12 protein-coding genes and 1 tRNA gene are annotated in these 13,565 nt (G+C 58.1%); 10 read left to right on the forward strand and 3 right to left on the reverse strand.

Going from position 1 to position 13,565, the window contains the following annotated elements; genetic code table 11:
* Positions 1-63: 63 nt before the first annotated feature.
* The 6 genes from LKR43_RS01710 (at position 64) to pssA (ending at position 5,427) form a co-directional block, all read left to right on the forward strand.
* Positions 64-1,110: a hemin-degrading factor gene (locus LKR43_RS01710; protein ID WP_227682112.1), complete on the forward strand. Its 1,047-nt coding sequence runs from the start codon at positions 64-66 to the stop codon at positions 1,108-1,110.
* Between the two features lie 2 nt (positions 1,111-1,112).
* Positions 1,113-1,934: a hemin ABC transporter substrate-binding protein gene (locus LKR43_RS01715; RefSeq protein ID WP_227682113.1), complete on the forward strand. Its 822-nt coding sequence runs from the start codon at positions 1,113-1,115 to the stop codon at positions 1,932-1,934.
* A gap of 6 nt (positions 1,935-1,940) precedes the next feature.
* The gene (locus tag LKR43_RS01720; protein ID WP_370632047.1) at positions 1,941-2,957 is read left to right on the forward strand and encodes a FecCD family ABC transporter permease; all 1,017 of its coding nucleotides are present in this window, start codon (positions 1,941-1,943) and stop codon (positions 2,955-2,957) included.
* A 6-nt stretch (positions 2,958-2,963) separates the two neighbouring features.
* Positions 2,964-3,791: a heme ABC transporter ATP-binding protein gene (locus LKR43_RS01725; RefSeq protein WP_227682114.1), complete on the forward strand. Its 828-nt coding sequence runs from the start codon at positions 2,964-2,966 to the stop codon at positions 3,789-3,791.
* Positions 3,792-3,854: 63 nt separating this feature from the next.
* The gene (locus LKR43_RS01730; protein WP_227682115.1) at positions 3,855-4,526 is read left to right on the forward strand and encodes a phosphatidylserine decarboxylase; all 672 of its coding nucleotides are present in this window, start codon (positions 3,855-3,857) and stop codon (positions 4,524-4,526) included.
* A 4-nt stretch (positions 4,527-4,530) separates the two neighbouring features.
* A complete protein-coding gene (gene pssA / locus LKR43_RS01735) occupies positions 4,531-5,427 on the forward strand; it encodes a CDP-diacylglycerol--serine O-phosphatidyltransferase (protein WP_227682116.1) in 897 nt (298 codons plus the stop codon).
* Between the two features lie 27 nt (positions 5,428-5,454).
* Here the strand turns inward: pssA and LKR43_RS01740 are convergent, their stop codons facing one another.
* The gene (locus LKR43_RS01740) at positions 5,455-5,976 is read right to left on the reverse strand and encodes a hypothetical protein (protein ID WP_227682117.1); all 522 of its coding nucleotides are present in this window, start codon (positions 5,974-5,976) and stop codon (positions 5,455-5,457) included.
* 155 nt (positions 5,977-6,131) lie between these two features.
* Here LKR43_RS01740 and rpsO point away from each other — a divergent pair, with 155 nt between their 5' ends.
* Together rpsO and pnp are read left to right on the forward strand one after the other, a co-directional pair.
* Positions 6,132-6,401: a 30S ribosomal protein S15 gene (rpsO, locus tag LKR43_RS01745; RefSeq protein WP_013742964.1), complete on the forward strand. Its 270-nt coding sequence runs from the start codon at positions 6,132-6,134 to the stop codon at positions 6,399-6,401.
* 90 nt (positions 6,402-6,491) lie between these two features.
* The gene (gene pnp, locus LKR43_RS01750; RefSeq protein ID WP_227682118.1) at positions 6,492-8,639 is read left to right on the forward strand and encodes a polyribonucleotide nucleotidyltransferase; all 2,148 of its coding nucleotides are present in this window, start codon (positions 6,492-6,494) and stop codon (positions 8,637-8,639) included.
* Between the two features lie 90 nt (positions 8,640-8,729).
* On the opposite strand, the gene LKR43_RS01755 is transcribed toward pnp, so the two are convergent.
* Both LKR43_RS01755 and LKR43_RS01760 read right to left on the reverse strand, forming a co-directional pair.
* Positions 8,730-10,967, reverse strand: a complete 2,238-nt coding sequence (locus LKR43_RS01755) for a TonB-dependent siderophore receptor (protein ID WP_227682119.1) — start codon at positions 10,965-10,967, stop codon at positions 8,730-8,732.
* Positions 10,968-11,200: 233 nt separating this feature from the next.
* Positions 11,201-11,286, reverse strand: a tRNA-Leu gene (locus LKR43_RS01760).
* Between the two features lie 435 nt (positions 11,287-11,721).
* Between LKR43_RS01760 and LKR43_RS01765 the strand changes: the two genes are divergently transcribed.
* Positions 11,722-12,699, forward strand: a complete 978-nt coding sequence (locus tag LKR43_RS01765; RefSeq protein ID WP_227682120.1) for an NAD(P)H-quinone oxidoreductase — start codon at positions 11,722-11,724, stop codon at positions 12,697-12,699.
* A 108-nt stretch (positions 12,700-12,807) separates the two neighbouring features.
* A complete protein-coding gene (gene tpiA, locus LKR43_RS01770) occupies positions 12,808-13,557 on the forward strand; it encodes a triose-phosphate isomerase (RefSeq protein WP_227682121.1) in 750 nt (249 codons plus the stop codon).
* The last annotated feature ends 8 nt before the right edge of the window (positions 13,558-13,565 follow it).

Here is a 13,565-nt window from a genome sequence, read left to right on the forward strand (position 1 = left end):
TAAGAATCAATTTCATTGTTATTATAATTTATGTCAGCTTTAGGCATTGAAGGAAACAAGTTCATGAATACCTTGTTCGAATTGCAGGCGCGGCCTTTGCGTGAGCGCTATGCGTTGCTCAAACAGCAGAATCCGAAAGCCCGTATAAGAAATCTGGCCCAAGAGATGTCGGTCAGTGAAATGGAGCTTGTCGCGGCCGGCTGCGGGCAAATCGAATCGGTGCTGCTCAAGGCGCCGGCCCAGGATATCTTCAAGGAGCTGGGTAGTTTGGGGCGGGTCATGGCGCTAACGCGCAACGACTGGAGCGTACACGAGCGCCATGGCCAATATGAAGACATACGCGCGGGTAAGGTTATGGGCATCGTCCTGGGCCCCGATATCGACCTGCGCATGTTTTTCAGCTCCTGGAAATATACATTTGCCGTCAACGACGATGGCCGTCTCAGCCTGCAGTTCTTTAATGCTGCCGGAATGGCCATACACAAGGTGTTCATCACCGATGAAAGCGATGTGGTTGCCTATCATGAGCTGGTCGCCCGCTTCACCGACCCGAATCCGGTCTGGCCGGTGGCAACGGCCGAGCCGCCCAAGGCTGATGAAACCTTGCCTGAGGTACCCGCCGGCTTGCGTGAAGACTGGCTGGCCATGCAAGATACGCACGAGTTCTTTCAATTGCTCAAGCGGCACAATGTGGCGCGCCTGACGGCTTTGCGGGGCGTAGGTGTTGATCTTGCTCAGCAGATCGACAACGACGGCGCCGAGCGTGTGCTGACCGACGTGGCGGAACGCAACATCCCTTTCATGTGCTTTGTCGGCAATTCGGGCATGGTGCAGATCCATTCTGGGCCGATCAAGAAATTGTTGCGAACCGGGCCATGGTTCAACGTGCTTGAACCTCATTTCAACTTGCACCTGGATACCACGGCCATTGCCTCGACCTGGGTGGTCAACAAGCCCACGTCCGATGGCTGGGTCACTTCGCTGGAATGCTACAGCCCCGATGGTGAACTCATTGTTCAGTTCTTCGGTGCGCGCAAGCCCGGCGTGCCGGAGTTGACCAGCTGGCGGCAATTGCTGGTTGAGTATTGCCCCGAGCCTTTGGCAGCGTAACGATGTTTCGCTGCTTGCTTGCTGCTTGCCTGATGCTGCCTGGTTTGGTCTGGGGCGGGCAGACGGCGCCTGCGCGGGTGGTTTCCCTGGGCGGCAGTGTCACCGAGATTATCTATGCGCTGGGGCGTGGTGATGTGCTGGTTGCGAGCGATGCGTCCAGTCTGTATCCGAAGGCAGCCACTGTGCTGCCGCAAATCGGATACTACCGCGCCGTGCCCATAGAAGGTGTGGTGGCCCAGTCCCCCGATCTGGTGCTGGCCTCCGAGCATGCCGGGCCGCCCCAGGCGCTGGCTCGCCTGGACGAACTGGGCGTTCGTGTGAAAACTGTTACGGACAAGCCCGCGCTTGATTCTTTATATCAGCGTATCGGCCTGGTGGCCCAGGCGCTGATGGTGCCGAACGCCGGTCGGAGCCTGGTGCAGCAGGTTCGCCGTGACGTCGCCGCTGCGCAAGCGACAGCGGCGCCTTCTCGGCGTGCACTCGTGCTGGTGAACCGTTCCGGGCCCTTGATGGCGGCCGGTCAGAACACTGCGGCCAATGCGATTCTTGAGCTGGCCGGCCTGAGCAATGCGTTTTCGGATCAGACCGGCTACAAACCCGTGTCGGCCGAGGGGCTGGCCATGCTGGAGCCGGAGCTGATCATTATTACCGAGGCATCACTGCAAGCCAGCGGCGGCATGGAAAAATTGCGCGCCAGTGCGGGCATAGCCTCCACGCCGGCAGCAAAGCGTGGGCGCATGCTGGTTATGGATGATTTGCTCATCCAGGGGATAGGGCCCCGGGTGGCGCTGGCGATAGAGCAGCTCAAGGATGCGGCAAGGTAAGCGGCCATGGCTACAGTCTCGGGCTCACACAAATATGCTCCGCAGCCGGTCCTGATAGGTCTGCTGTGCTGTCTGGTGCTGGCCGGGCTGGTTTCCGGTGCCAGCGGCGCCTTGCAAATTCCCTGGAGCCGCATGCCTTACTTGCTGTGGGGCGATGTGGCGCCGGACGACGCTTTGATGCAAAACGTACTGTTGCAGATACGTTTGCCACGGGTTTTGTTCAGCGCGGTAACCGGGGCCGCGCTGGCTGCAACCGGCGTAACCATGCAGGCCTTGTTTCGCAATCCTCTGGCGGAACCCGGGCTGGTCGGCATTTCATCAGGCGCCGCCCTAGGCGCGGTGTGTGCCATTGTGATGACAGCCGGTGGTTTTTTCCTGGTTGCTGCGTTTGCCTTTGCCGGCAGCTTGCTTGCCACCTTCCTGGCCTATTCCGTGGGACGGCGATTTCCCGGGGTTGCCGGCTTGCTTCTGGCCGGCATAGCCATCAATACCGTAGCCGGCAGCGCGATCGGCATCTTCACCTTTCTGGCCAACGATACCGAACTACGCGACCTGGCGTTCTGGACCATGGGCAGCCTGGCGGGGGCGAACTGGAATATGGTGATGTGGCTGGGTCCCTGGACAGTGCTGCTGCTGTTCGGCGTGTGCAGTCAATGGCGTGTGTTGAACGCATTGCTGCTGGGGGAGCGTGAAGCCGCGCACCTGGGGTTTGAGCTGGTGGCCGTGCGTCGGCGGCTGATTGTGGTAACTGCCCTGATTATCGGGCCACTGGTCGCTGTGACCGGGGGGATAGGATTCATCGGGCTGGTGGTGCCGCATCTGGTACGTATGATTCTGGGGGCGCACCATCGCTATCTTTTGCCCGCGTCGGTATTGGCCGGAGCCCTGATGCTGACGCTGGCCGACTGCCTGTCGCGTGTGCTGATTAGTCCCGCCGAACTGCCTATCGGCTTGATTACCAGTCTGGTGGGCGGCCCCTTCTTTTTCTGGCTGCTCAGCCGTGGCCGCAGCGTATCAGCCTGAGCCTCTATGCGACACTTGCCCGAATCCAACTCCTTTTCTGCCTCTGGTTTGTCTGTGCGCCGAGGCCGGCGACAGGTCCTGGAGCAAGTGTCGTTGCAGCTGCGCCCGGGGCAGGTGCTGGGCCTGCTGGGGGCGAATGGCGCCGGAAAGTCCACGCTGTTATCGGCGCTGGCCGCCGAAATCAAGCCGCAGGAAGAGTCTTCGGACAACTACCCTATAGTGCTTAATGGCCAGGCCCTGTCGGCATTGAGCGCCGCGCAGCAAGCGCGCAGCCGCACCGTGCTGCCGCAAAAGTCCGGATTGGCTTTTGATCTGCAAGTGGCTGAAGTCATAGCCATGGGCGCCTATCCGTTTCCCGGGCTGGGCAGGCACGAGATAGATGCCTTGACCAGCGATGCCCTGCAGCGTACCGAAACCACTGACCTGGCGCAACGGCGCTACCTGGAGCTTTCAGGCGGCGAGCAGCAGCGTGTTCAGTTTGCCAGAGTCGTGTTGCAGATCCTGGCGCAGCGCGCAACCGAATCGCAAGGCCGGTATATGCTGCTTGATGAACCAACAGCCAGCCTGGACCCTTTGCACCAGCAGGCATTGCTGCGCATGGTTGTCGGCTTGTCGCGCAGCGCGGACATTGGCGTGCTGGTCATTCTGCACGATGTAAATCTGGCCGCCTTATGGTGCGACCGGATCGCACTTTTGGCGCATGGCGGGGTACTGGTCTGTGGCGAACCCATGTCGGTGCTGACAGCTGAAAATCTGAAAGCAGTGTACGACGTAGGTGTGCATATCATGCCGCATCCGACTCAACCGGAAAAACCGCTGGTAGTGTTTGGTTAACACTTGCCATATCGGGCGCCTGCGGCTTCTTGTTTCCTTATTTCGGTTATTCTTCGTCCTATCATGAATAAACCTTCTTATCCCCATCCGTTTATCGCGCGTGAAGGCTGGCCGTTCCTGGCCGGCATCGTGTTGATTTCCATCGCTGTCAGTTTCTGGTCCGGTCTGGCATCCATTCCGTTCTGGCTGCTGTCGGTGTTTGTATTGCAGTTTTTCCGTGATCCTTCGCGCATTGCGCCCGAGGGTGAGCTGAACGTGTTGTCGCCGGCCGACGGCCGCATCGTGGCTGTTGAAGAGGTTCACGATACCTACGCCAATCGTGATGCGCTCAAAATCAGCGTATTCATGAACGTGTTCAATGTTCATTCCAACCGCGCTCCGGTCCCGGGCAAAATCCAGACGGTTAATTATTTCGCCGGGCAGTTTTTCAATGCAGCGCTTGACAAAGCCTCGCTGGAAAACGAGCGCAACGCCATGGTGGTGCTTACCCCTCAGGGACATTTGGTTACGGCGGTGCAGGTTGCCGGTCTGGTGGCCAAGCGTATACTTTGCTATGTAAAGCCCGGTGATGAACTCTATGCCGGCCAGCGCTATGGCTTCATCCGCTTTGGTTCACGCGTCGACGTATATTTGCCGCCGGGGTCGCGTCCGCGTGTATCCATCGGCGACAAGGTGCAGGCCACCAGTACGGTACTGGCCGAATTGCCGGATCTGCCGAACCATACAACGGAGTAAGCCTATGCCCAACTCTGAAGAATCCCGCCGCCGCCGCAGCATTTATCTGCTGCCTAACGCGTTTACCACTGCCAATCTGTTTGCCGGTTTCTACGCGGTGGTGCAAGCCATGAACGGCCGCTTTGAAATGGCCGCCATAGCCATTTTTCTGGCGATGGTGTTCGATGGCATGGATGGGCGGGTAGCCAGGCTGACCAATACCCAGTCGGCTTTTGGCGAACAGTACGACTCGCTGTCCGACATGACTTCATTCGGCATCGCGCCGGCGCTGGTCATGTACGAATGGGCCCTGCAGGATCTGGGCCGCTGGGGCTGGCTCGCCGCCTTTATCTATGTGGTTGGGGCCGCATTGCGGCTGGCCCGCTTCAATACCAATATCGGCGTGGTCGACAAGCGGTTTTTCCAGGGCCTGCCCAGCCCGGCTGCCGCCGCGCTGGTCGCAGGCTTTCTGTGGCTGGTTATCGATAACAAGTTCACGCTCAGCGCACAGACCATTTCCTGGCTGAGTTTTGTTTTCACTGTTTATGCGGGTGTGGCGATGGTCACCAATGCACCTTTTTACAGTGGCAAATCCTTTGCCCTTGGGCGCAGTGTGCCGTTCTGGGTCATTCTGGTTCTGGTCGGCGCCTTTGTATTCGTATCCAGTGATCCGCCTATCGTGCTGTTCGGGCTGTTTGTGGTGTATGGCTTGTCAGGCTGGGTCATTATGGCGTGGCGCTGGCGCCGCGCGCGTCGTTTGTTGCGCCAGCGTCAGCACGTAACCGAGCACGTTGACACAGCCGGATCCGAGCCCTCATTCAGTGCCGACCACAGCTATCAGTCGCCCGAACTGGGTGGTTTGCCTAACAAACCCGAAGCGGGGCAGGATGGCAAGCCCCGCCAGCCTGATCAGCCTTTGTAAGTATCGGGCAGGATTCCCGTGACAGCCTTAGTTGAACCAAAGGTTGTCACGGTCGTACATGGGATCGGGGCCGGGATGGAATCGGGTAACTGTCTGGCCGTCTTTGTCGAAATAGACGTACATCAACGAGTTCCATGCGCCGGCTTGCCGGTAGCGGTAGCCCCAGACTATCTGGCGGCTTGAGGGCAACCCCACCTGTGTGATCTCGGCCGGCGGGCCAAATTCGCAGCGGACTCGTTCGGGCGTCCATACGCCCTTTGCAAGCGCATCGAAATGCCGGTCGGTCAGTATGGGTTCTATGCGACCGGTCATGCCGGCTGCATCGACATTTGTGCCCCAGGCATATTGCCCGTAAGGCTGCTGGGTCCAGATCAGTCGCCGGGCGCCGTCTTCGGTGGTGCAGGTGTAATTGGCGGCGCCAAACCTGGCTTCAACCTGGGATAAAGGCGTGCCAGGGGGGGTATCGGCCATATTCGCACAGGCGCCCAGCAGTCCAATTCCGAGGCCGGCCAGAGCAAATCGGGCAAGCCGTGTGAGCGTAGCATTCATGATTTTTGCCTTTGCAGTATAATGCTGACTTTCGTGGGCTGGCTGCGCCTTTTGGGGTGCAAGCCTGCCACAGCGAAAAGTCTGTAGATTGTAATTCCGTAATCATCTCACGTCAGGGCACCTCGGCTCTGTCGCATGTTCAAAGAGGCTAAATAATGTCTGTTGCAGAAATTAAAAAATCCGATATCGTCGCACAATTCCAACGTGCACAAGGCGACACCGGCTCTCCTGAAGTCCAGGTTGCATTGCTGACCGCTCGTATCAACGAACTGACCGGACACTTCAAAGCGCACATGAAAGACCACCACTCGCGTCGTGGCTTGCTGCGTATGGTCAGCCGTCGTCGCAAATTGCTAGATTACCTTAAGGGCCGCAATCCCGATTCGTACCGCGCGCTGATCGAAAAGCTCGGTCTGCGTAAGTGATACCCGGGGCTGGCTCCCCACGATGCAACCGTGCACACCGCGACTCGTGTCGTGGTGTGCACGGTTTTTTTATTGTAAGGATACATCCTAATGTTTAATAAAGTGAGCAAGTCGTTTCAGTACGGTCAGCACACGGTGGTTCTGGAAACTGGCGAGATTGCTCGTCAGGCCTCTGGCTCCGTACTGGTTTCGATTGACGATACCGTTGTCCTGGCAACTGTTGTTGGCGCAAAAAACGCCAAGCCCGGGCAAGACTTTTTCCCGCTGACCGTTGACTACGTAGAAAAAACCTACGCTGCGGGTCGTATTCCCGGCGGTTTCTTCAAGCGCGAAGGGCGTCCTTCCGAAAAAGAAATCCTGACCTCGCGCCTGATCGATCGTCCTCTGCGTCCATTGTTCCCCGAAGGCTTCTACAACGAAGTCCAGATTATCCTGCACACAGTATCCGTTAACCCCGAAATCGATCCCGATATCGCGGCAATGATCGGTGCGTCGGCAGCGCTGGCAGTGTCCGGCATACCTTTCAATGGCCCCATCGGTGCAGCACGTGTTGGCTACGTCGATGGCCAGTATGTCCTGAACCCCACTTCCACCCAATTGAATGATTCGCAAATGGACCTGGTCGTGGCCGGCACCGAAACCGCTGTGCTCATGGTTGAGTCCGAAGCCCAGAACCTTTCGGAAGAAGTCATGCTGGGCGGTGTGATGTTCGGTCACGAGCAAATGCAGGCCGCCATCAATGCCATTCACGACCTGGTCGCAGAAGCCGGCAAACCCGAGTGGGACTGGCAGCCAGCACCCGCAAACGAAGCGCTGGCCATCGCCATCGCGGCGGCTGCCCAGGAACGTCTGCAGGCTGCTTATCAGGTCCGTGAAAAGCAGGCCCGCACCAACCAGTTGCGCGAAGTTTACGCTGCAGTGAAAGAAAAGCTGGCCGAGCATGCTGCCGCCAAGGGTGAAAGCGCACCCGATAGCGTCGAAGTCGAAAATATGTTGTTCGACCTCGAAGCCAAGATCGTGCGTGGTCAGATCCTGAACGGCGAGCCACGTATCGATGGCCGCGACACCCGCACCGTACGACCCATCAGCATCAGCCTGGGCGTGCTTCCGCGTGCACACGGCAGCGCCTTGTTCACACGTGGTGAAACACAGGCATTGGTCGTGGCTACGCTGGGTACCAAGCAAGACGAGCAGATCATTGACTCCATCATGGGTGAAAGCCGTGATCGCTTCATGCTGCACTACAACTTCCCACCGTTCGCAACCGGCGAAACCGGCCGCTTCGGTTCGCCCAAGCGCCGCGAAATCGGCCATGGCCGTCTTGCCAAGCGCTCGCTGGTATCGTCCTTGCCCGAAGCACAAGACTTCCAGTACACGATACGTGTGGTGTCGGAAATCACCGAGTCCAACGGATCCTCCTCCATGGCATCGGTGTGCGGCGGCTCGCTGGCCATGATGGACGCCGGTGTGCCTGTCAAGGATCACGTGGCCGGCGTTGCAATGGGCCTGATCAAAGACGGCGGCAAGTTCGCTGTCCTGACCGATATCCTGGGCGACGAAGATCACCTGGGCGACATGGACTTTAAGGTAGCTGGTACCGTGAGCGGTATTACTGCCCTGCAAATGGACATCAAGATTCAGGGTATCACCCGTGAAATCATGCAGGTCGCTCTGGCTCAGGCCAAGGAAGGGCGTCTGCACATCCTTGGCAAGATGAAGGAAGCCATCGATGGTTCGCGTACCGAGCTTTCCGAGTTCGCGCCACGCATGCTGACCGTGAAGATCAATCCCGAGAAAATCCGTGACGTTATCGGCAAGGGCGGCGCAACCATCCGTGCGCTGACTGAAGAAACCGGTACTCAGATCGATATCGGCGATGACGGCACCATTACGGTTTCCAGCGCTGATCTTGACAAGGCTCGTGAAGCCGAGCGCCGCATCAAGGAACTGACAGCCGACGTTGAGGTGGGCCAGGAATACGAAGGTCCCGTCCTGCGTCTGCTGGACTTCGGCGCTATCGTTCAGGTATTGCCTGGCCGTGATGGCTTGCTGCACATTTCTGAAATTGCAAACTATCGTATTGCAAACATCAACGATGTGCTCAAAGTGGGTCAGGTCGTGCGCATCAAGGTCATCGAAGCCGATGACAAGGGTCGCTTGCGCTTGTCCATGAAGGCTATTGGCGGCATTGAGGCCCAGGGTGGCCCTCAGGCACCTGCGCCAGCCAGCGAAGACTGATCACCCTGAAGGCGGCTCATGGCCGCCTTCAGGTGCTTGCTGCATGTTTAAAACTCCCTGACGGTCCACGACTGTCAGGGAGTTTTTCGTTTAGTAGCGCAAGCTGGCGCTCAGGATAACCTGGCGACCAGGGCCAAAATCGGCGTGGTGTACACCGTTGGTGCGCCGGATATAAAGCTTGTCTGTGAGATTCAGTACATTGAGCTGGAACGAAAGCTTGTCGTTGTACTCATACGCAGCCATGGCATCAAAGCGCCAGTATGCCGGCATATAGACCTGGTTGGCACCGCCGCCGGCCCCGCCCTGGTTGCCGCCGAATGTCTTGCCTACATAGTAGGCGCCCGCGCCTACCGTCAGCGGAGGTGTCACCCTGTAAGTGGTCCACAGGCTGAAGCTGTGTTCAGGCGTGTTGGCCAGCGGATCGCCTTCGTTGACGCCATTGTAGGCGCCCTTGACCAGCTCGCTGTCCATATAGGTATAGCCCCCGTAGACCATCCAGCCCGGCAGTACTTCGCCTGAAATGCCCAGTTCCAGACCCCGTACCCGTGTCTTGCCGGCTTGCTCGTAGACATCGGGTGCCACGGCAATCTGTGCATCACGCCTTTCCGTCTGGAAAAGTGCGGCGCTCAGATTCAGCTTCTCGTCCAGTACGCTCCATTTGGTACCCAGTTCTATGGTGCTGCTTTTTTCGGGTTCCAGATCGTTCATGTCGGCGCTCAGTCCTTCCTGATCGCCGCCGCTGATGGTTGGGGGAGTCGAGGCCGTGGCGTACGACAGATAAATGCTGCCGTTCCTGACAGGTTTGTAAACCAGCCCCAGCTGATAATTGAACAGGGTCCACTCACCTTCGGCAGATTGCATCTCGCCACCGCGCGGTGTGTAGTCGCCGGAAATGCGATAGTTGTCCAGGCGCAGGCCGGCGTTAAGCTGGAATTTCTCCGAGAACTCTATGGTGTCAAACAGGTAAGCAGCACGCGTCTTCGAGGTGGTGTCCTGACTGATGGGATTGCGGGTAATGGTGCCGGCCCAGGGATCGCTGAAGCGCGGGTCCAGGTAGGGTGTGCAATCCAGGCTGCCGGGGGCGAAAACGGAAGGGCAGGCCGCACCTTGCGCGGTTTTGACGCTGTAGCTGGCATTCTTGTATGTCTCGCGCGAGAGTTCCAGGCCCAGGTTGTAGCTGTGCTTGAGCGACCCGGTATCCAGCGTGCCATACAGCTCAGTCACGTTGGCGAGCATGGTGCTTTTCTGCCAGCGCGACTTGGTGCCACGCTGCAGCCAGTATTGATTGCTTGCGGCGTCGAACTTCACCGATCCATCACCAGGGTTGGTGACCACATAATCGTTCAGCGTTTCACCATAGCGTATGGCGTTGCGCAGTGTCATGTTGTTGTTGAAATCGTGCTCGAATTCTATGGTACCTATATCGGCCCTGGTCTTCTGGAAATCACGCTCCAGACCATAGAAAGTATCGCGGTCGACATCAACAATGCCGGTGCCGTTGGTATTCAGCTCGGGTGTCTTGCGGGTTGTGGGTATGCCATAGTCAGGCATATCGTCTGTGTTCAGATGGTAATAGCTGAAGGTAACGCGAGTGGGCGTTCCCAAGCCCAGCGATAGTGAAGGCGCGATGCCGAATTTTTCGTAATCGACCTGGTTCCGGCCAGGGGTGTTGCCCTTGGCACCCAGCACGTTCAGCCTGAACGCAGAGTGCTCGCCGAATTGCCAGTTGCCGTCGACCGTGCTGCGCAGATAGCCATCGGTGCCATAACCCAATGTACCCTCGGCGAAATTTCCCAGACGGGCGCGCTTGCTGCTTAAGTTAATGCTGCCGCCTCCCGAGCCGCGACCGCCATATACCGAATCTGCACCTTTGATGACCTCGACGCTTTCCAGGTTGAAGACCTCGCGGGTTTGTCCGCCCGGATCGCGTATGCCGTCAACATAGACATTGTTGCCCGAGGAGCTGCCACGGATGAAAGGGCGGTCGGCCAGCGGTTGTCCGCCTTCGCCTGCGCCAAAGGTAATGCCAGGAACATTGCGCAATACATCTTCAAGCGAGGTGGCCGCACTATCCTGGATCACGGCATCGGGAATGACCTGGACTGTTTTTGGGGTGTCCAGCAAAGGGGCTGTGAACTTGGTCTGGGAGGCTTCACGTGTCTGGTAGGAATCAGGACGGTCGCCCGTCACTTTAACCGGGGCGAGCAGGGCGGCGCTCCCCTCGGTGCTTTGGGCGTGTGCGTGTGGCAAGAACACGCTGGATGACACCAGGGTCAGGGCCAGTGATGAGCCCAAAATTGCCTGGGGCGGTAGTTTTCCTAGGGACACGATAGCTTTCCTCTTGATATGGATCAATTTTATTGCGAGTAATAATAATTCGCATTTAAATTCGAGAAAAGAACTTTATGGTTAATTGTGTATATAACGCCACAAATATCTGTTTGCGATATATATCGGGTGGAGGTGTTTCGTGGTGGCGCGCGCTGACGTGCCATCAGGACGACGGGCGTTTAAGCGTGGATGGGGAGGTGCTGCCTGATGGTCAGCTCTGGATCAAATCGTGGTGCACCCAGCCGGAATCGAACCGGCACGACCAGTGGTCGAGAGATTTTAAGTCTCTTGCGTCTACCAATTCCGCCATGGGTGCACGGATCTGCCAGGCTTAAGTGGGGTGGCGGAAGGTCAGGGATTCGAACCCTGGAGGAGCTTGCGCCCCTGCCGGTTTTCCTTACTACTATAGTTTTCACTACCAGGCGCCAGGCGCCCGTTTGATAGTCTGGACTTTGTCTTCACCCTAGCTTTCAGCCTTAGGTGGGAGCCGTCAAGTCTCTACACGTTCCTGATAAATCAGGCTTCGCTCGGCATTACCTCGTATAAAACAGGGGCTTCACCGAATTTGACTCCTTACATCCAACTCGTTTCCAAATTGGCGCTCGAGTTAACAAGACCGGTGCATTCGACCACTCTGCCAACCTTCCGTCGGGCTGCATTATAGCGTAACGCACCGAGGGTTTAATGGGCTCAGCAAAAAAATGCACAGGCAGGCGATAATGGTTCTTTTAAATTGCGTGAAGGAGCCGTAATGAAAGCAGTGGAAATTACACAACCAGGTGGTCCCGAGGTGTTGGTGATGGTTGATCGACCCATGCCCGAGCTCAGGCCCGGCGAGGTCCTGATCAAGGTTTCCGCTGCCGGCATCAACCGGCCCGACGTATTTCAGCGCAAAGGAGCTTACCCGCCTCCCGCAGGCGAGTCCGATTTGCCCGGGCTCGAGGTCGTAGGTGAAATCGTATCCGGCGACACCGGCACTACCGGTTTGAAAGTGGGTGACAAGGTGTGTGCCCTGGTGGCGGGCGGCGGTTATGCTGAATATTGCGCTGCGCCGGCCGTCCAGTGCCTGCCTGTGCCCAAAGGGCTGTCTGATGCCGAGGCAGCAGGGCTGCCGGAAACCTACTACACGGTCTGGACCAACGTCTTTGATCGCGGCCAGTTGTCAGATGGTGAGTCCTTGCTGGTACATGGCGGCGCCAGCGGCATAGGAACAACGGCGGTGCAACTGGCAACGGCCATGGGTCACAAGGTATACGCCACGGTGGGCAGCGACGAGCGTGCCCGGGCGGTCGAAGCACTGGGCGCAGTGCAGGCCATCAACTACCGCAGCCAGGACTACGTGGAAGAAATCAAGAAGGCCACCGATGGCAAAGGTGTTAACGTTGTGCTGGACATGGTTGCCGGCGAATACATTAACCGCAACATTAACTGCCTGGCCGACGACGGCCGTATCGTCATTATTGCCTTGCTTGGTGGAGCCAAGGCAACCATAGACTGCAGCCAGGTGTTGCGTCGCCGCCTGACGGTAACCGGGTCTACGCTGCGCCCACGTCCGGTGGCGTTCAAGGCCCAGATCGCTCAGTCGCTCAAGACTCACGTCTGGCCCTTGCTGGAAAGCGGCAAGATCCGCCCCATCGTGCATGCTACCTTCCCCCTGGAGCGGGCGTGTGATGCGCATGCCATGATGGATTCAGGTGAACAGATCGGAAAAATCGTTCTGACAGTTTGATAATTTGCTGTTTGTGTCACGTTCAGCGGGCTGTCTGCCGGTTCTCCCGGCAGACAGCCCGCTAACGCGCTACAATACCGGGTTATCCAAATTTTTTATTTCGGGCCAATGAATACTGAACATACTCGTAGGCGCCTGGTAATAGGCAACTGGAAGATGCACGGTCAGCGGGCTGCAAATGCCAGCCTGCTCGACGGATTGCGTGCCAATGCGTCGGCTGCATCCGCGTGCGATCTGGCTGTGTGTGTGCCGTTTCCTTATCTGGACCAGGCCAGGGCCGGTCTGCAAGGCGGCAGCATTGCATGGGGCGCACAAGATGTCAGCAAGCACGAGCAGGGCGCTTTCACTGGCGAAGTCTCGGCCGCCATGCTGGCCGACTTCGGCTGCCAATGGGTACTGGTAGGTCATTCCGAAAGGCGCACGCTGCACGGTGAAACCGATCTGCTGGTAGCCGAGAAAGCCACTGCTGCCCTGGCTGCCGGGCTGACGCCGGTTGTGTGCGTGGGCGAGACCCTGGCCGAACAGGAAGCCGGCAAAACGCAAGAGGTTATTGCGCGGCAACTGGCCCCGGTTCTTGCACTGGGTGCGGAGCAAGTGGGTCGCGTTGTTCTGGCTTACGAACCTGTCTGGGCAATCGGTACGGGCCGTACGGCCACGCCCGAGCAGGCGCAGGCTGTGCACGCCGGCATCCGTTCGCAGTTGGCCGCCCTGGGTGTGCCCGAAGTTCGTATCCTTTACGGCGGCAGCGTCAAGGCATCGAATGCCGCCTCCTTGTTTGCCATGTCTGATATCGATGGCGCCCTTGTGGGTGGTGCGTCGCTGGTGGCAGAAGAATTTTTACGTATAGCGGCCGCCTAGGCCTCGGA

The organism is Pusillimonas sp. MFBS29, from assembly GCF_020687695.1.
Lineage (GTDB): Bacteria > Pseudomonadota > Gammaproteobacteria > Burkholderiales > Burkholderiaceae_B > Pusillimonas_C.

Coding starts and splice junctions, on each gene's coding strand:
- LKR43_RS01710 (WP_227682112.1), top strand. CDS start 64: ATGAATACCTTGTTCGAATTGCAGGCGCGGCCTTTGCGTGAGCGCTAT.
- LKR43_RS01715 (WP_227682113.1), top strand. CDS start 1,113: ATGTTTCGCTGCTTGCTTGCTGCTTGCCTGATGCTGCCTGGTTTGGTC.
- LKR43_RS01720 (WP_370632047.1), top strand. CDS start 1,941: ATGGCTACAGTCTCGGGCTCACACAAATATGCTCCGCAGCCGGTCCTG.
- LKR43_RS01725 (WP_227682114.1), top strand. CDS start 2,964: ATGCGACACTTGCCCGAATCCAACTCCTTTTCTGCCTCTGGTTTGTCT.
- LKR43_RS01730 (WP_227682115.1), top strand. CDS start 3,855: ATGAATAAACCTTCTTATCCCCATCCGTTTATCGCGCGTGAAGGCTGG.
- pssA (WP_227682116.1), top strand. CDS start 4,531: ATGCCCAACTCTGAAGAATCCCGCCGCCGCCGCAGCATTTATCTGCTG.
- LKR43_RS01740 (WP_227682117.1), bottom strand. CDS start 5,976: ATGAATGCTACGCTCACACGGCTTGCCCGATTTGCTCTGGCCGGCCTC.
- rpsO (WP_013742964.1), top strand. CDS start 6,132: ATGTCTGTTGCAGAAATTAAAAAATCCGATATCGTCGCACAATTCCAA.
- pnp (WP_227682118.1), top strand. CDS start 6,492: ATGTTTAATAAAGTGAGCAAGTCGTTTCAGTACGGTCAGCACACGGTG.
- LKR43_RS01765 (WP_227682120.1), top strand. CDS start 11,722: ATGAAAGCAGTGGAAATTACACAACCAGGTGGTCCCGAGGTGTTGGTG.
- tpiA (WP_227682121.1), top strand. CDS start 12,808: ATGAATACTGAACATACTCGTAGGCGCCTGGTAATAGGCAACTGGAAG.